At 57.0% G+C, this 17,197-nt stretch carries 17 protein-coding genes; 4 read left to right on the top strand and 13 right to left on the bottom strand.

The window, feature by feature from the left end; translation table 11 throughout:
• Position 1: 1 nt before the first annotated feature.
• The 10 genes from GRI65_RS14990 to GRI65_RS14945 are packed head-to-tail and all read right to left on the bottom strand — an operon-like array spanning position 2 to position 10,800.
• Positions 2-571, bottom strand: a complete 570-nt coding sequence (locus GRI65_RS14990; RefSeq protein ID WP_160757405.1) for a cupin domain-containing protein — start codon at positions 569-571, stop codon at positions 2-4.
• An 11-nt stretch (positions 572-582) separates the two neighbouring features.
• On the bottom strand, positions 583-1,281 hold the full coding sequence (locus GRI65_RS14985; protein WP_332872673.1) for a glutathione S-transferase family protein: 699 nt from the start codon (positions 1,279-1,281) through the stop codon (positions 583-585).
• Positions 1,278-2,471 carry a cytochrome P450 gene (locus GRI65_RS14980; protein ID WP_160757403.1) on the bottom strand — a complete coding sequence of 398 codons (1,194 nt, stop codon included), beginning with the start codon at positions 2,469-2,471 and terminating at the stop codon, positions 1,278-1,280. Before GRI65_RS14980 ends, GRI65_RS14985 begins: the two co-directional genes overlap by 4 nt.
• Complete coding sequence (locus GRI65_RS14975) at positions 2,468-3,661, bottom strand: MFS transporter (RefSeq protein ID WP_160757402.1); 1,194 nt, start codon at positions 3,659-3,661, stop codon at positions 2,468-2,470. Before GRI65_RS14975 ends, GRI65_RS14980 begins: the two co-directional genes overlap by 4 nt.
• Before the next feature lie 16 nt (positions 3,662-3,677).
• Complete coding sequence (locus GRI65_RS14970; protein ID WP_160757401.1) at positions 3,678-4,004, bottom strand: DUF2218 domain-containing protein; 327 nt, start codon at positions 4,002-4,004, stop codon at positions 3,678-3,680.
• A complete protein-coding gene (locus GRI65_RS14965) occupies positions 4,001-5,158 on the bottom strand; it encodes an alpha/beta hydrolase family protein (protein WP_160757400.1) in 1,158 nt (385 codons plus the stop codon). Before GRI65_RS14965 ends, GRI65_RS14970 begins: the two co-directional genes overlap by 4 nt.
• Positions 5,159-5,162: 4 nt before the next feature.
• Entirely contained in the window at positions 5,163-6,065 is a 903-nt protein-coding gene (locus GRI65_RS14960) for a VOC family protein (RefSeq protein WP_160757399.1), read from the bottom strand.
• A 22-nt stretch (positions 6,066-6,087) separates the two neighbouring features.
• Positions 6,088-7,203 (bottom strand): FAD-dependent oxidoreductase, encoded by a 1,116-nt coding sequence (locus tag GRI65_RS14955; RefSeq protein WP_160757398.1) that lies wholly within the window; start codon positions 7,201-7,203, stop codon positions 6,088-6,090.
• Positions 7,204-7,205: 2 nt separating this feature from the next.
• On the bottom strand, positions 7,206-8,204 hold the full coding sequence (locus GRI65_RS14950) for an MBL fold metallo-hydrolase (protein ID WP_160757397.1): 999 nt from the start codon (positions 8,202-8,204) through the stop codon (positions 7,206-7,208).
• 13 nt (positions 8,205-8,217) lie between these two features.
• Positions 8,218-10,800: a TonB-dependent receptor gene (locus GRI65_RS14945; protein ID WP_160757396.1), complete on the bottom strand. Its 2,583-nt coding sequence runs from the start codon at positions 10,798-10,800 to the stop codon at positions 8,218-8,220.
• Between the two features lie 111 nt (positions 10,801-10,911).
• On the opposite strand from GRI65_RS14945, the gene GRI65_RS14940 reads away from it, so the two are divergent.
• Positions 10,912-11,811 carry a LysR family transcriptional regulator gene (locus tag GRI65_RS14940; protein ID WP_160757395.1) on the top strand — a complete coding sequence of 300 codons (900 nt, stop codon included), beginning with the start codon at positions 10,912-10,914 and terminating at the stop codon, positions 11,809-11,811.
• Between the two features lie 367 nt (positions 11,812-12,178).
• Here GRI65_RS14940 and GRI65_RS14935 read toward each other — a convergent pair whose 3' ends face one another.
• Both GRI65_RS14935 and GRI65_RS14930 read right to left on the bottom strand, forming a co-directional pair.
• On the bottom strand, positions 12,179-12,535 hold the full coding sequence (locus GRI65_RS14935) for a DUF1428 domain-containing protein (RefSeq protein ID WP_160757394.1): 357 nt from the start codon (positions 12,533-12,535) through the stop codon (positions 12,179-12,181).
• A gap of 29 nt (positions 12,536-12,564) precedes the next feature.
• On the bottom strand, positions 12,565-12,978 hold the full coding sequence (locus GRI65_RS14930; RefSeq protein WP_160757393.1) for a VOC family protein: 414 nt from the start codon (positions 12,976-12,978) through the stop codon (positions 12,565-12,567).
• A gap of 75 nt (positions 12,979-13,053) precedes the next feature.
• Here GRI65_RS14930 and GRI65_RS14925 point away from each other — a divergent pair, with 75 nt between their 5' ends.
• Positions 13,054-13,737, top strand: coding sequence for a winged helix-turn-helix transcriptional regulator (locus tag GRI65_RS14925; protein WP_232844217.1), 684 nt, complete (start codon positions 13,054-13,056; stop codon positions 13,735-13,737).
• Between the two features lie 526 nt (positions 13,738-14,263).
• On the top strand, positions 14,264-15,688 hold the full coding sequence (locus GRI65_RS14920) for a DUF1593 domain-containing protein (RefSeq protein WP_332872672.1): 1,425 nt from the start codon (positions 14,264-14,266) through the stop codon (positions 15,686-15,688).
• 546 nt (positions 15,689-16,234) lie between these two features.
• Here the strand turns inward: GRI65_RS14920 and GRI65_RS14915 are convergent.
• On the bottom strand, positions 16,235-16,714 hold the full coding sequence (locus tag GRI65_RS14915) for a rubrerythrin family protein (RefSeq protein ID WP_232844216.1): 480 nt from the start codon (positions 16,712-16,714) through the stop codon (positions 16,235-16,237).
• Between the two features lie 200 nt (positions 16,715-16,914).
• Here GRI65_RS14915 and GRI65_RS14910 point away from each other — a divergent pair, with 200 nt between their 5' ends.
• On the top strand, positions 16,915-17,196 hold the full coding sequence (locus GRI65_RS14910) for a PepSY domain-containing protein (RefSeq protein WP_160757422.1): 282 nt from the start codon (positions 16,915-16,917) through the stop codon (positions 17,194-17,196).
• The last annotated feature ends 1 nt before the right edge of the window (position 17,197 follow it).

Here is a 17,197-nt window from a genome sequence, read left to right as displayed (position 1 = left end):
ATCAACCCTTCAATTCTTGGCTGAATTCACCGTCGATCAGAATGAACGCGATGCGGCAATTCTTATCCGTCCGGTTGGCCCAGCCGTGGTTGGTGCCTCGCTGGACGACGATGTCACCTGCTCGCACAGTCGTCTCCCCTTCATCCATGATCAGAACGATCTCGCCTTCTAGGACGATGCCGTAGTCAATGGTTTCAGTGCGATGCATATGAGCATGGCGGGATTCCTTGCCCTCGAAGGATGAAGCGTCTGCTGCTCCGATCTCGGCAAAGTGCGCCCGGGCTTCCTCCGGGGTCATTTCGGCCAAAGACGGATCATCGGGCGGGATGTCGAGAACGCGGATGCGTGTGCCGTTCTTCGGCGGGGCCAAAATTATGCCCTCTTCCGGCGGCTCCCCCGAAGCCGGATCGATAGGGGCAGGCGTCGCTCGGGTGTTCCAGACCTCGTAGAACAGCGGCCCTGTATCACCTCCGATGCGCTGGATACGCGGGACAATCCCGTCGTCCTGTATGATTGCTTTCCCTGACGAATCGTGACCAGTAACCACCCTGCGGATTGGATTTTTTGACATGGCTTCCTCTTTTAGTTCTCAGTTTTCAGGCGCGGTGGAGTAAATGACAGACCGCGCCGTACGAGTTCTGCCATCGCGCGTTTCTCATGCGCCAGCGCGGCTCTCGCCGAAGGCCGCTCGCCTGCGCGTTCGTAATGGGTTGCGATTGCCGGAAAAATGCCGTGATCGAAACCTGCGCCGGTGATGCGAAACCAAATCCAAGCCAGATAGCTGTCGAGGATCGACCAATTTCCCCCGAGTACCCACGGCTGAGCGTCCAGTTGCGCGTCAATCGGATGCAACTGCTGCAAAAGCAGTTCCTCGGCCTTTTCGCGCACCTGGGGCGCAGCATCGTTTGAACACAGCATCATGCCCGGGAGTACGAAGCGCGTGACGAGCGGATGCAGATCACTCGAAAAACGAAAAAGAGCAGAAACAATTGCCGATTCCTGCAATGGCTCGCCAGTCAGCGGAAGCAACCCGGCATCCGGCCTTGTCCGCGCAAGGTATAACAGGATTGACCCGTTCTGCGTGACCACCCCGCTGCCAGTGTCGAGAGCTGGGACCTTGCCCGAAGGGTTAACTGCGAGATAAGCGGGCCGGCGATGTTCACCCGCCATGAAGGCGATAAGTCGCGTTTCGAATGGCTCCCCAATCTCCTCAAGCGCTGTCAACGTCACTCGCGCGCAGGTGGATGGGGCAAAATAGAGTATTGGCGGTGACTGGGTCACGCGGCCTCAAGCTCAATTGGCAGTGATCCCAAAGCATGCAATGTGTTATTCAGCCTCCGCACCGGTTCCCCAGTCAGCCGAATTGATGCGACCTGATTGGCTAACGCTGTTCCAATCAACTCGCCTTCAAGGCGTGCGACCATTTGGCCGAGACATTGATGTATTCCAAAGCCGAAACCCACATGCCCGCTGACATTCCGATCAACTTGGAAATCGTCTGCATCGTCCCATTTCCGCGGATCGCGATTAGCCGACGCGAGGAATAACAGAACCTTGGATCCTTCCGGGATCGTGCCACCTTCGACCTCCACATCTCCGGTCGTCGTCCTGAAGAAGGTTTGCACCGTTGAATCCCAGCGCAGGCTTTCCTCAAAGGCGCGCGGGGCAAGTTTCGGATTCTCGCGTAGCTTGGCGAACTGCGCCGGATGCTTCGCAAGGGCCAGGACCATGTGGCCGATACCGTTCACCGTCGTGTCGACACCGGCTGAGAGAAAGGAGCGAACCATACGCGCCGCTTCGTCCGACGTGCATTCACCGCGATCGGCCGCTTCATAAAGCGCCATTCCCCAACCACCTGGCTTAAGGTTTTCCCGCTCGCAGGCCCAGGCCACCCATTCGATGGCAGCTTCTTTGCCAGCATTGCCCTCTTCAAACACCCGGTTGCGCGGGCCAAAGGCGTTGAACACGATGGTCGCATAGTCGATGAGATGCTCGCGCCCTTCGTCGGCCAGTCCGATCGTGTCTGGGAAGATTATCATCGGAAACGCCTCTGAAAGCTCAGGCACAGCGTCGAAGCTGCCTTTTTCGACAAGGCTTTCGATCAAGCGCTCCGCCTTCACCTGCCATTGCGGGCGCAACTGCTTGAGGGCTTTCAAAGAAACAATTTTGTTCATCAAGCCGCGCGTGCGGTCGTGCAGCGGAGGATCCGCTTCCAGCAACAGAGATGGCGGACGGAATGGTTCTTCCTTGGAAAAATCTGCCAGTCCAACACCGCGACCTGAGCAATACGTCCCATGATCACGAAGCGCGCTTTGAACCTCTTCAAAGCGCGCCATCCCGTAGGCGCCAATCGCGTCCAGCCAGACCACCGGCGCCGCGTCGCGCAGCGCGGCATGATGCGTATAGGGATCGCACAGGAATGCCTCGTCGAAGGGGTCGATATCGAGGACCGGAAATTGGTTCGATGTCATGCAGTGTGCCGCGTATGCGATTTTCGTGAAAAGAATGTCATCGTGGCGATCGCACCAACCCCGATGACTGCCGCATAGGCGAGCAGCGCATTCGCAAGGCCCGAGGTCGCTCCAATGACGGCGGCGGTAACCAGCGGTGCCAGAAACTGTCCGAGGAAAAATGCGCCGGTCCACATTCCTGTACCGCGCCCACGCATTTCTGAAGGCAGGCGGCGCATGACCCATGCAAGCATATTGGGAAGCATGACGCCGTTACCGACACAGGCCAGGCATGCGAACATGGCGATGGGAGCAAGGCCTGTCGAAAGTGCCATGCCTGCATAACCGATGGTTGCGATGAACAAACCAAGTGAGAGCAGTGGCCACCCCGCGTTCGATTTGAGGCGACTAAAGATGAGCGTTCCCAGGCCAACGCAAATATTCGCTGCGGCTCCGATCGCCCCGATCATCCCGGGCGAAACGGCCCCCGACAGCCCGAGGATAGGGCCGAGTTGCACGATCACGGTGTAAAACACGATTCCGACGCCAAGGGTAATGGCAACCAGAGGAAGGACCGCGCGATAAGGAAAAGCGGTGCTGCTATCAGTTTGCGCTTTGCTGACTTGCGGCTCGAACAAGACCGCCACTGCGACAAAAGCGACGGGGATAGCAAGCAGGTAAAGCAGGAATGGACCGCGCGATCCGAACGCCTCTCCAAGCCCTCCGCCAATGGCAATGAGGACGATGGCCGCGAGACTGACTATTGCGACCTGAAGGGCGATCCATTTCTCACGGCGTTCACCTTCGAAATAGTCCCCGATAAGTGTTGTCGCCACGGTCATAATGATTGCTTCGGTTGCCCCCAAGGCAACACGCGCGCCGATGATCTGAAACAGATCTTCGAGGAACCAAGGGATGATACCAAAAGCTGCATAGAAAATGAGCGCGGTGACCAATAAGACTTTGCGACCGATGCGGTCCGATAGCCACCCGGCGGCCGGGGAAAGCAATGCCACGCACAAGGCCGGAATCGTGAGCGCCATCGGCACCAGGAACTCGGCCCCGCCAACATCGCCAAACTCGCGCATCAACAGCGGCAGAACCGGAACAAGCGAAATGATCGCCATCATTGGCATGACCGAAACAAGGAGAAGCACAATCCCTTGCCTCGTGCCTGCTATTCGGCCTGTTTCAGCAGTACTTGCGGTCATCTGCGTCGTCCTGTTGTTAGTTAACGCTATCCTGCCACGCGTAATTCAACGCCCCTTCGCGAAACGCGAAACGGTCAACATGACGCTCAACAGCGCCTTTGAGGCCGTCTCGCTGTCCTTCGGCACTGGCTTCAATTCTGCAGCGCAATGCACCCTCCTGCGGTGCCAGCACGACAAGAGCATCGCCGGGCCAGTCAGCTCCGCGCGCGTTCTTTGGGAAGACGATATGGACGTCTTCGCCGTGCTCGCTGACTTTCAGATTGTGCGACCAGTGCTTTCCTAGCTGGGTGGCGTACTTTTGCGCGTTCTCTGTCTGGACAATGGCCTCGGCAGCATAAGTCATCCGGCGTGCCCTCCCAACGTTTCGGCAAACCAGTCCGACAGCAGATCAAGGCCATAGGCCATGTTGTCCGCCCCAACGTGTTCGACACCGCCTTCGCGGGGCGTAAACACGACCTTCTCACGGCGCGGCGAATTGATCAGCTGATCATAAAGATCGTCAGCGTAGCTCGGGCTGATCTGCCGATCGTTGGCACCGTGCGTGACCAAGAAAGGCACCTTGATCCGATCCATGTGCCCGTTGAGGTTCATGTCCTCTGACTTCTTGAGGAAGTCTTCTTGGTCCTCGGCCCCAAACGCCCAATGAACATGCGCCCAATAATGCGGAATCGGATTCTGCCCCTCGCGGGCCATCCGCTGATCCTGAACTTCGCGCCAATTGTGGTTTGCTCCCCAAACTGCACCACTTGCAAAACGCGGTTCATAGGCGACTGCTCGCGGAGCAAAATGACCGCCAAGCGAAATACCGGTCATGCCAATCTTGCTGGCATCGACATTCTCCTGAGTCTCCAACCAGTCGACTGCCTTGGAGGCCCAACTTTCGCTATGCGGGTCGACGGGCAGATTTTGCAGACGCAAGGCCTCTCCCGAGCCCGGCTGATCCACACACAGCGTCGAAATACCGCGCCGCGCCAGTTCTTCAGGCAGCCGCGTCCAATAGAGAAGCTCCTTATTGCTATCGAGGCCGTTGCAGAACACGACCGCCGGCTTGGGGCCATCGCCCGGTGCCTTGGTCCAGATTGCGGGCATGGTACCGTTGTCCAGCGGGATTTCCATTCTCTCGCGGTTAATTTGTCCGAGCTGCGTTGATCGATCAAAAGCGTCGCGGGCTTTTGCGAAAGTTTCCGTGCGCCCCGGATGGCCATGGCCCTGCATGCGCTCGCCAGTAAACATATAGAGCGAAGCACGCTCAAGCTTGTTCGAAGCGGAGAAATTCCGTCCCTTGGCCTCATCTTCAGCTGCCAGCTCGATCAGCTTGTCGGCCATAGCAACCCACTGCTTCATATATTGCGGAGTGCCGGCATCGGCGCCGTCATCAGCGGCATCCTTGATCGGCTGGCATATATCGATGATCTCACCGATCTTGCCGCCGCTTTCCATCGCGATCGCGACCGAGAGATTCCAGATATAGTTTGGAAAGAATTCAAATAGGGCCATGGTCTCAGACCTCCGCAGGCTGGAATAGGCAGGGATCGGGCGCAGGTTTTGGCATGGTCTGCGGACCGCCGGCGCCGACACCCCATTGGTCCATGACCTGCGGACCGGGTTCGTGCACTTTTGCCTCGTGAAAGTCGAAATCCACCTCGTCCAGTTCGGAAGTATATTCGACTGCAAAACCAGATGGCGTGCAGAAATAACTGAAAGTGTTGTTGCCCGCCGTATGGCGACCCGGACCCCAACGGATATCGCAATCGCGCTTCTTGAGGCGGCTCGCCCCGCGCATCATGTCATCCACTGTCAGCATATCGTAGGCAACGTGGTTCAGGCACGGCGGCCCCGGTAGCAGTGCAATTCGATGGTGCGCCTCGTTGCAGCGCAGGAAGCACATGAAGTCACCCAGCCAGTCGCTAACCTTGAAACCAAGCACATCGGTAAAGAACTTCACCGCCTCTTGGTGGTCCGGCGAATGCAGAACGATATGGCTGATCTTGAGTGGCATCCCTTCCCAGCGCTCCATCGCGCGATGATCGCCGCGCTCTACGTCCGAAGAAATTTCGAACGGCAGACCATCGGGCGAAAAAAAGCGGAAACCATATCCACCGCCCGGTGCATCAAGTTCGCGAGGCTCGTGGATGATCTTGCATCCTGCATCGCCAACCTTGGTTCGCAACGCTTCGACATCTTCGCGGCTTTCCGCCGCTAGCGCGATCACCTCGACACAGTTGCTGTCACGCTTGTGGAGGCGGACGACGTGGTGCTCATCGTGGCCGTGAGTCTTGAACCAGGCCATATCCTCTGTTGCGTCGACTTCGACCAGTCCCCAATCGTCAGCGTAAAACTTGCGCTCGGTATCGAAGTCTTCGACGCCGTATCCGACATAGCGAATTTCGGTCACTCGGTTCATTTGTAAATCCTTGAACTTGAATCTAAATAGGCATCGCGACGATCGCGAACATTTCATGGGTGGCGGCAGCATTGTCGACTGGAGGCCCCTTGCCGAGCTGACCGTTGCAAATCGCCAGCGACTTTTCGACGATATATTTGCAGCGCTCGAATCTGCGGTCGCGGTATGCTTCGAAGGCAGCCTCTGGCGTGTCGTGCTTCTTTATCTCGTCCGCGAGCACGAGGCTGTCCTCAATGGCCATGCCAGCGCCCTGACCCAGATGCGGGGTTGTGGCATGGACGGCGTCGCCCAGCAGGACTACCCTGCCCTTGTGCCAATCGCCGTAAAGCATCATCTGCTCGAGCGGGCGGTAGACGACACCATCGTCATCGGTGATTTCTTGCGCCAGTTTCTGGATTTGTGGAGGTGCCTTGGCCAGCTTCTTGCGCATGGCTTCGGCACATCCTTCTCTGGGATAGTGCGGTTTGTCTGGCTCCGGCGTCGTCACATACATGTACATCAGCTCTTCGCTGATAGGTACGAGGCCGATGCCGGTCGGGCCATTGTAGACGTGCAGGGCATTAAGGTCGGAAGGCCGCTTAAAATTGTAGCGCCAGACCGACTGCCCCGTGAATTCCGGTTGCTCTGCACCGGGCATGATCTTCTGCCGGGTATCCGAATAGACGCCGTCTGCGCCCACGACGAAGTCATATTCCTCGGCCTTCCCGTTCGAAAATTCGACGTGCACACTATCACCGTGATCATTAATCGTTTGCGCGGTTACACCCAGTCTGACCTCGGCGCCCGATGCGATCGTGCGGTCGCCCAGCACCTTGTGTAAGGCTGGCCGACCAATCCCGACATTGGCCGGGTAGTTTTCGGTCAGGCGAGGTGCGGGAATCTCTGCGACCTTTGTCCCATCGGGAGTGTGGATTGCAATATTGTCAAACGTCACACCCGCCGCGAGGTAATCGTCGAGTAAATCCAGTTCCGCCATTGCCCGTATGACATTGGATTGCTGGATGATGCCAACGCCGTAAACCGACCAGTCGGGATCTTTTTCGATGACGGTAACGTCATGACCGTGGCGACTCAGGGAAATCGCCGAGGTGAGTCCGCCAATACCGCCACCGATTATGAGGATGCGCTGCTTGTCCATGATCAGAATACATCCAAGTCGTCGGCGATAACCACCGGACCATCGTAATTCGTGGCGATCTCGCGCAAATACTCGAGGTGTGCCGGATCGCCGACTTCACGACCGGCGAAATGGGTCACGACAACCGCACCGACTTTTGCGCGAGCGGCCAGCTCGCCCACGTCTTTCGGGAGCAGATGGTGTTCGCGAAGATGACGTTCCATACCTGCCGCCACTTGTGGCGGCATATTCGGATTATTGCGCCGGACCATTGCGATGGTGTCGTCGACGTCCATCATTTCAGCCACGAGCAGGTCAGCGCCTTTGGCGAGATCTTCGACCGCTGCACTCGGCCCAGTGTCGCCAGTATAGACGATCGAGCGCCCCGGCAGATCGAACCGGAAAGAAAGCGATTCGAAACGTCTGGCAAGATCACTGTCTGCAGCAAAGCTGTAATGGGTATTGTTGCGAACCGTCACCGTCATGCCGGCGAGTTCCACGCTGGCATTATCGCGAAGTTCCACGACTTCTGTCATCTGCTGTATATCTGCGCGCGGAGCGCCGGGCACTCCATAACCGGCCGTGGCGCCCGGAACCATTGAGGCGAGCAATCCGGAAACCAATTCCGCCGTGCCGGGAGGGCCGTATATCTTCAGACGTGGCGGTGCATTAGTCTGTGCACGAAGTCCGAGGATTGCGGCCAATCCTCCGGTATGGTCCCAGTGCAAATGACTGATAAATACAGCATCGATGCCCGCAGTCTGTATTCCAAGATGCGCAAGCTGACCTGCAGTTCCGTCTCCCACGTCGACCAGAATGTTCTGGTCCCCGGCCACCAGCAGGTTTGCTGGCTGCGACCGGGTCGCGCTTGTCACCGGACCGGCGCGGGTACCCAAAGTTACCCAACGGCCCGCATCAAGGTGTTCAGCCTGCTGACTGGACGCTTCCTGGTGATGGTCTGCCTGGGCGGGCACGCTGGCCAGTGCCAAGGCACTCAGCAGGCCCAGTTGAAAAACACGCATTCTACCCCTCCAATCAGAAGTTGAACCGTGCACGAACACCATAGGTCCGCGGCGGCTGAAATGTCCCCCCGACAATATTACCTGAGCCCAGTTGTACGGTCGTGGGAACGGCTTCATCCGTGATATTACGGACGAAGGCAGTCAGCGACCATTTATCATCAAATTCGGCCAGAGTGAGTGAGGCATCAAGCGTCAGATCGCTCCCCACCCGACTCTGCGGGATATAATTGAATCCCACTTCGCGGCTACCGCGATAGCGGCCATCGAAGGTGCCTACTAGTTTCAGGTCTCCTAATTCGATCGTCTGCTCGATCCCCGCATTGGCCGACCATTTCGGAGAATTGAGGGCCTGCTTGCCGGAACAGTCAACGATATAGGATCCCTTGCCGGTCGCTGGATCAATTGGCTGCTGCGTCGTTTCGCAAGACGTGACTGGACGCAAGAAGTTGGGCGGATCACCAGGATCAGCGAGATCGACCTGATCAAACGAGTAATTGTCATATTTGGCATCAAGGAATTGCACGCCGCCACGAAGGCGGGTCGTTTCTGTGGCAAGGAACTGGAAGTCGATATCGACGCCCTTGATCGAGGATTTCCCGACGTTGCGGGTGTAAAACGCATTGTTGCCATCGATATCTACGCCAAGCGCAGCGAGCTGCTGTCCTTTGTATTTCCAGTAGAAAAGCTCCGCATTCAGCTCGAAGCGGTTGTCGAAGAACCGGTTTTTCGAGCCAATAGTGAAAGCATCGATGAATTCAGGTTCGTAGGTTTCCCGGCCGCGTGCCAGATTGAACCCGCCTGCGCGGAAGCCGTTTTCGAAACTGGCATAGAGCAAATTGTCGGGAGTGATATCAAACTCGACAGCCGCACGATAAGTGAGCTGGTTGTCGCTATCCGAACGCTGGATGGTGTTCGGCGTAATGATCAACAGAGCGCCCGGCCCGAATTGCGCCGGTGCGAAGAAGTTGATTGGCCCATATGGAAACACTTGGCCCACGCCATCCATTCCGTTGGGATTGAAGGCAGTTTGCGGGTTCCTGCCGGGCACCGGAAACAGGGCGGGATTTAGGCCGCCTAACACATCCTGAAGTGTGAGGCCGACCGGCAAGGTTGGCACCTGGGGGCAGAAAGGTGCCCGACCGACAGGATCTTCCAAGCAAACGCCGGCTGTCGCGGTAGCGAATGCATCAATCGACCGCTTTTCGTCAGTGTAACGTAGGCCGCCCACAAGGCGAAGGCTGTCCGAAATATTGAATGTCGCACGGCCAAAGAATGCCAGTGATTCCGACTTTGAATCGAATGCATTGTTAGAGACAGTACCGAATTGATTAAAGGCGTTCACCCCCTCGACGCGCTCGTCGAAATAATAAGTGCCCGCGATCCAGTCGATTGGCCCAGAAGATCCTGAAAGACGCGCCTCGATACTCCACTGTTCCGCTGTATCCTGATTGATTGCAGCTTTAAACGGAGGCCCGTTGAATACATTGTCTAATTCGGAACGACGATAGGCGGGGATTATGACTAGATCGATATCTCCGAGCTCTAGGTTAACTTCCGCGTTCACCCCGAGATATTCATCGTCGCGCGACGGATAGGCGAAGCCCTGGAATGGCGAAAACAAGGGTGCAGTCGAAATGGTGCCCAGATATGCCAGCGCTTCCGGTGTATGAAGTCCGGTAAAGGGTTCTGCCACTGCCGGAGGAGCCGGTTGAAATTCCCATCCAGGAACCGGGAGATCGTTCCGGCCAGGCACGAATGGGGGCACCAGTTGATAGGCACCGAAAACGTCCGTCCCGGGCCCGACACCCTTCTGGGTCGAGTAGTCGACGGAGAAACGGATATCGAACCCGTTGGTCGGCTCGGCGTAGAATTGCCCCCGAAATGCAAAATCCTTGGCGTCGAATGTTCCATCAAGATTGTAGCCATCGTGATCATTGATCGCTGCGGAGAGCCGGATCGCACCATCCTCGCCTACAGCCAGATTCAAGGCGCCTTCGACGCCGATAGCATCATAATTCCCATAGGAACCGGAGACAAAGCCGCTGGTCTCGCCTGGTACCGGTTTGGTCGGGATCACGTTGATGGCGCCGCCGGTTGCGTTCCGCCCGTACAAGGTTCCCTGCGGCCCCTTCAGCACCTCCACTACCGCAACGTCTAGAAACGATGCGATGGTTGACGACGGGCGGCCGATATATACCCCGTCAACATTGAAGGCCACTGCTGGGCTGGTATAGCCATTATTGGTGAAATTACCCACGCCGCGGACAAAATATCCGGCGTTGGCCCCGCCACCTGCTGTCACATAAAGTGCCGGCGCTATGGCGTTGAGAGTAGTTGCATCGGCTACGCCTGCACGAGCGAGATCTTCGCCGGTGGCAGCGTTTATAGGAATTGCTGCGTCCTGCAAGGATTCGGACTTGCGCTGAGCGGTAACGATGATTTCGTTCAGGCCGCCCGAGACGCCGGCGGTTTCGGTGAGCGCAGCATCGCGTTCGCTTTCCGTCCGCGTTTCACTATCCTGCGCCATCGCATGGCTGCTAGCGGTCATCGCTACAATCGCGCTTACGGCGCTTCCGATCAGAAAATTCTTACGCATCCCCAAATCTCCCAAAAAGGTTGTTCTTATCTTGGGAGGAAAATGCGCCTATCACATCCAGTAGTCCAATTTTTTGTTTTTCTGATTTACCACAAATGCTATCGATACATAATGCGGCTGGATAATTTCGACCTTAACCTGTTAGTTGCCTTCGAAGTTTTGCTCGAAGAGCGCAGTGTGACGCGCGCTGCCCAACGACTAAACGTTACGCAATCAGCGATGAGCGCTTCGCTCAAGCGATTACGTGGGAGCTTTCAGGACGAAATCCTGATCCTCCATGGCAAGAAGATGATCCCGACCCAGCACGCACTCACTCTGGCGCCCGAAGTCAGTATAACACTGATGCGGCTAAAGACTCTCATTGCCACTGGCACTGGGTTCGATCCGGCAACTTCCAAAAGGCGGTTCCAGATCAATGCCTCGGACTACATTACCACTGTTTTGCTAGTGCCGCTGATCGAGCATCTGCAGGTCGAGGCACCCGGGGTGCGGCTCAATCTGTCTCTACCAAGCAGCCAGAGCGCCGCAAGATTGGAGGCTGGGGAGACCGACCTGCTCTTAACTCCGGACGAATTTCTTGATTCTGATCACCCGACGGAATTGCTGTTCGAAGAGAAGCATGTCGTGGTGGGTTCGAAGGGAAACCCCGCCCTTAGCGGTCCGATGTCTATCGAAAGGTTCCTCAAATGTGGTCACGTTGCCGTGCGGATTTCAAATCAGGATACCTTCGTCGAAACTATTTTGAAAAAGCTAGCACCCGAACGGCGCATCGAAGTAGCAGCTCAATCGTTTATTCAGGTCCCATGGCTCCTTCGCGGAACAAACAGGCTGGCAGTGATGCATGAGCGCCTCGCCAAAGTCACCCAACCAATCTTCGATCTTGCGGTCGTTGAAGTTCCCTATGAACTGCCATTGATGCGTGAGATGATGCAGCACCACATTTCCAAGACGCGTGACACCGGACTTAGCTGGCTTCGAGAGAAGATTGTTCGCCTAGCGCAACAGAGTTGATTTCTAAGTTTCTGACTCCAGCAACTTGTCGAGTCAGTTATTGTGAGTGAGCATCTCAGAAGAAGTCAGTCCGCTCCCAGACCCAAAAGCGAAGTCCGTATGTGGATGATTTGACGCCCGCTTTGAACTCATATTGGTCATTCATTCATTCGCTAAACGTCCTGATCATCTAGACCTCCACCACGTCCGCCTTCCAGTCACCGGTATCGTAATTAGAGCCATGGTCGTTACCAACCGGATCAGCTTGATTGTCCAACTGAACAACAACCCTTCATGCCAAGCTGCACCAATACGCTGCTCAACCAGGTGCAGCCCGCCGGATGGTCCGCGACTCCGATCGAAACGAAGACGTTGGCGACCCCCAACGTCAGGCCCCCTTGTGAACTACGGGCTCGAAGCCGCCGTAGATCATTCGCTTGCCGTCGAACGGCATTTCGCCGAACTCCTCCCTGCGCGGATCTTCCATCATCTTCTTCTCGGCCGCCTCGGCAGTTTCCTTGTCGGGCCAAGTGACCCAGCTAAAGACGATCTTCTCGCCCTCCTGTGCTTTCGTTGCCCTACGGAAATCGGTGGTGTGGCCGTCCTTCACGTCGGCCTCCCAGCACTCCACCTGGCTGAGCGCGCCGAATTCGCTGGCTAGGGTCCAGAACTTCTCGGCAGTCTCGATGTAAGCCTGCTTGCTGTCTTCCGGCACAGCCAGAACAAATCCGTTTACATAGGTCATGGGTCTTCTCCTCTCTTTCAGCTGATCGATCATGTGTCCGTGGGCGGCGTCCAGTCCTGATCCATCCACATCGTTTCCCAAGTGTGACCGTCCGGGTCCTCGATCGCGCCGCCGTACATGAAGCCCTGGTCCTCGATCGCGCGCGGTTCGCTGCCGCCGGCGCTCTTCGCGGAAGCGTGGAAGGCATCGACCGCCGGTTTGTCGTCGAACGACAGGCAGTTGAGCACGGCGCTGGTAGCGCGGGTGTCGGCAATAGGCTTTTCGGTGAAGGTCGAATAAAACGCATGATCCAGCAGCATAACGCTGATGGCGTCGGACCAGACCATCGCGCTCGCCTGCTCGTTCGAAAAGGCATCGTTCTTCGCGAAGCCGAGCGCTTCGTAGAAAGCGGACGATTTGGCGACGTCGGCGACAGGCAGGTTCACGAAGATCGTTTTGGTCATGGCACTCTCCAATTCAGGGTCGATCCAACGAGTCGACCTTGCCAAGACTGACTTATCTAGTTACTTAATGCAACTATGAACTTTCTAAAGGTAACCAACCCGCCGCGTGCAACTCACGGCAGGTGGTATGGCGATGCCTGCGGAACCGCCTTCGCGATGGAATTGCTGGGCGAGCGTTGGGCGCTGCTAATTGTGCGCGAGCTTATCTTCGGGCCGCGCCGCTTTTCCGACCTGTTCGCCAGCCTGCCCGGCATTTCGGCGAAAGTGCTGACCGAGCGGCTGGCGGGCCTCGCCGAGGCGGGCGTGCTGGTGCGGCGTAAGTTGCCCCCGCCCGGCGCCGTGCAGGTCTACGAACTGACGCGGTGGGGCTACCGGACGGAGCCGCTGATCCAGGAACTAGGGCGCTGGGCCGCGATGTCGGAGGGGCACGATCCCAAGCTGCCGCTGTCGCCGGTGAGTTTCATGTTGTCGCTGCGAACCATGTTCGACCCTGCGAAGGCGGGCGACTGGCGCGCGCGCATCGGCGTCCGCTTTCCAGACACATTCTTCACCGGCACGGTGGCGGACGGGGCATTCAGCGTGACTCTGGGGGAATTGGAGGAATGCGACGCAACGTTCGGCGCGCCGCAAGCCTCACCGCTCGCCGCCATGGTCTATCTCAGCTTGCCCGCGGCGGACATGGGCGTGGAGGTGACGGGCGACCACGAGGTCGCTCGGCGGTTCACGACACTTTTCGATCTGCCAGAACGGATCGGCTAAAGACAGGCACGAAGCTGAGAAGCTGTGATGACTTGAATGTCAATAGAATGGCCGCATTCGTTTAGCAGGCGCAGGTTCGCTAATAGCGAGAGTTAGGGTTCGTTTGCGCCCGGCAGCTCCTTAGCTGGCAGCTGACCGGCAAGCTTTAGAGGAAGTTGGCGATAAGCTGCCTATAGGCCCGGCCGAGGGCAGCGCGACGGCTTCGGCCGACATAGCTGCCGTTCCCAGGCTAATTTGCCTCCTCTGAAAGCTGTCCTTCGTTCAGGTTTCGTTGAGGGCCCCAACCGGCAGCTTTTAGGGTTACACAAATCGGTTTTGCATGGCCGAAATGTAGTGGCTTTCTGCCGGTCCGCTTTTAGGTGCGGCTTTAGACGGCTGGAAAGGCAAGAACTAAGGTGGAACGCGGACATTCGTTGGCCGTCAACGACGATTGACCTCACCTTCCCAAATCGCGATACTGTTAGCGCTAACAGGAGGGACGGCGATGGGTTTTTGGCTTAGGCCAGCTTTAGTGGCCGCGTTGATAGTGAGCATCCCGGCAGCGGCAGCGGGTCAGGTTGCGGCACCTGTCTCCTCGGTCACGAAGCCAAGGCTCTTCATACTAACAGACATTGAGGCCGATCCGGACGACACACAGTCGCTGATCCGGCTCCTGCTATATGCAAACGAGATCGATCTTGAAGGTCTCGTCGCTACCACGTCTGTGCACCAGAAGAACAGGATCGCCCCAGAGTCTATCCGACGGGTGATCGCCGAATATGCGAAAGTGCGCGGCAATCTTGCGCGCCACGACACCGCCTTTCCTCAGGCTGCTGCGCTCTACCGGCTCGTCGGGTCCGGACAGCCGGTCTATGGCACGGCTGGCGTCGGCTCAGGTAAGTCCACGGATGGGTCGCGGCGGCTCATCGCAGCGCTGGAGCGGCCTGATCCTCGGCCCCTTTGGGTAGCTGGCTGGGGTGGTCCTAACACCCTTGCGCAAGCACTCCACGACATTCGCGCGACCCGCAGTCCGGAGGCAGCGAAGCGGCTGATCTCGAAGCTACGGGTCTATACCATCTCGGATCAGGACGACAGCGGACCGTGGATGCGTAAGGAGTTTCCGCAGCTTTTCTACGTCGTCAGTCCGGGCGGCTATGGTGCCGCGACTTGGACGGCAATCAACTCTGTGGTCGAGGGCATCGACAACACGGCAATCTCAAACGGATGGTTCGCTGAGCACATTCAGCAGGGACACGGCCCGCTCGGCGCTGCCTATCCAGACACCGCCTACGGTGTTGAAGGCGACACACCTTCTTTCCTTGGCCTTATTCCCAACGGCCTCAACGTGCCTGAGCGCCCAGACTGGGGCGGCTGGGGTGGACGCTATGAACTTCGCACGCCTGAACGCTCGACCACAAATCCCGATGGATTCAATGGCGGCGTTCCTGTTCCTGCGGAAACACGGCCAATCTGGACCAATGCGGTGGATAGCTTCAAGCCTTATGTCGCCAAGCCTTATGGACGCGCGATAGGGCAATTGGACCGCACATTCACCGGCTTCCGCGAGACACTTTGGCGCTGGCGCGACGAGTTCCAAAACGACTTTGCAGCCCGCATGGATTGGACGGTCAAGACCCCCGCCGACGCCAATCATCCGCCCGTCGTCCGACTTGCTCACCCTGACAGAGTAACCGTTCGATCCGGCGACACGGTTCCGCTCAGCGCTCTTGGCACTACCGATCCGGATGGGGACAGCCTTAGCTATCAATGGTTCCAGTATCCAGAGGCCGGAACCTACCCGAAGACCATCGAGATGTGGGGCGCAGAGAACCTCTATGCGCGGGGCTTCACCGCTCCAGTCGTTGACCGACCCTCCGAGGCTCACTTCATCCTCAAGGTGACGGATAAGGGTACCCCGGCCCTTACACGCTATCGGCGCGTGGTGGTGACAATCCTGCCTAAAGGCTCTTGAGGAAGATGATGTGGAGAGTAGGCTCCCAGCGCCTCTGAATGTCCGCGATGGGTCGTCTTCAGAACAGCAGGTTTTGTTCGAAAGTGGGGAATAGCTGCCGTCAGACCTGGTCGCTGGCACTATGACTACATCCGCCGACATAGCTGCCGTTTCGGAGGTCATTCTTTTTCCCTGAAAGCCGCCCTACGTTCAGGTTTCGTCTAGGGCCTCAAACCGGCAGCTTTTAGGGCTGCAAATGGACGATCGAAGGCAGGAGTGACGTGGATTGCTTCGAGCCCGCTTATGGAATGGAAAGTATAAATAGCTGACGGGCGCACATTCAGCATTGGGCGTATGTTGAGCGAAATCCCTTGTTGCGGAGATTTACAAAATGTGTGGCAGATCTTGGCACGGAATAAGGCTCGATGGGCCACAATCGTGATGCCTATTCTTCATGATTTGGCAGAGAATTTCAGCGTCTGTAAGACTGATAAGCTCAAAGCGCGACAGTCGCGCTTTATACCGGCCAGACGCAGGGGGAACACCTGGCCGGTACGGGCGCTGGTCCTATGACTTAATTTTTGAAAGCGCTGCCTTGTATGCGTCGTAGTGCACACCTTCATCCACTGCGATCTGACGGAACATAGCGGCGACTTTCGGGTCGCCCGCTGCTTCCGCCTGGTCCGCAAATTCAACGTAAATCTTGGTGTTTTCATAATGCTCGCCGGCCATTGCATCTTCGAGATTGGTCGCGTTTGAGCTTCCCAACCGAAGCGCTTCTGCTTCACGGTCGAAATGCTCATTTGCCTCAATATTCGCTGACTCTCGAAACAATTGCGCGAGTTCCTTTTTGCCCGCCGCATCGGCTTGCTCGGCGTAACGAAGATATTTGAGATTGGCGAAGGCCTCTCCATGCATGGCTGCTTCGAGATTTGCCTTTGTCTGAGGGGCCAGATCCTTGACTGGGCCGCCTTGAGCGGCAAGCGCAGCGGCACCTGCAATGGTTAGAGTAAAAACGGCGGCGCCAACTGTAAAAATCTTCTTCATGGGGTTTCTCCAAACTGGTTTTGCGCATCTCTGCTGCCCCACTCAGATCAGCCGAAAAACTGACGGCGGCCTGACGGGGTTCAAAAGTATAATTCATAGCACAACAGAATTCTGACGAGGGCGTCAGCAGTTCGTCAGCATTCTCCATCAGATCGCAGTGACCGGCCCGATCCCGTGGCCATGGAACTGGAGTGACGATTATGAAGAACAGACTATTGATTTCAGTTGCTGCCGCGATTGCCAAGATGACGTTCTCACCTGCTGCCTTTGCCAGCCCGGTTTGCACTGCGCAGCCGCAAAGCAAATGGATGTCCCCTGCAAAGATGAAAGCGAAAATCGCGAAGATGGGTTTTAAATCCATCAAGGTGTTTCAGACGTCTGGAAGCTGCTATGAAATCTACGCCATCAACAAAGATGGCCGGCGTGCTGAAGTCTACTTCAACCCTGTTACGGGCGCCGTCGTCCAAAACAACATCGATTGAT

This window comes from Allopontixanthobacter sediminis, from assembly GCF_009828115.1.
GTDB classification, from domain to species: Bacteria; Pseudomonadota; Alphaproteobacteria; order Sphingomonadales; family Sphingomonadaceae; genus Allopontixanthobacter; species Allopontixanthobacter sediminis.
Note: the sequence above shows the minus strand (reverse complement) of the source record. Positions and strands in the feature narration are given on the sequence as shown.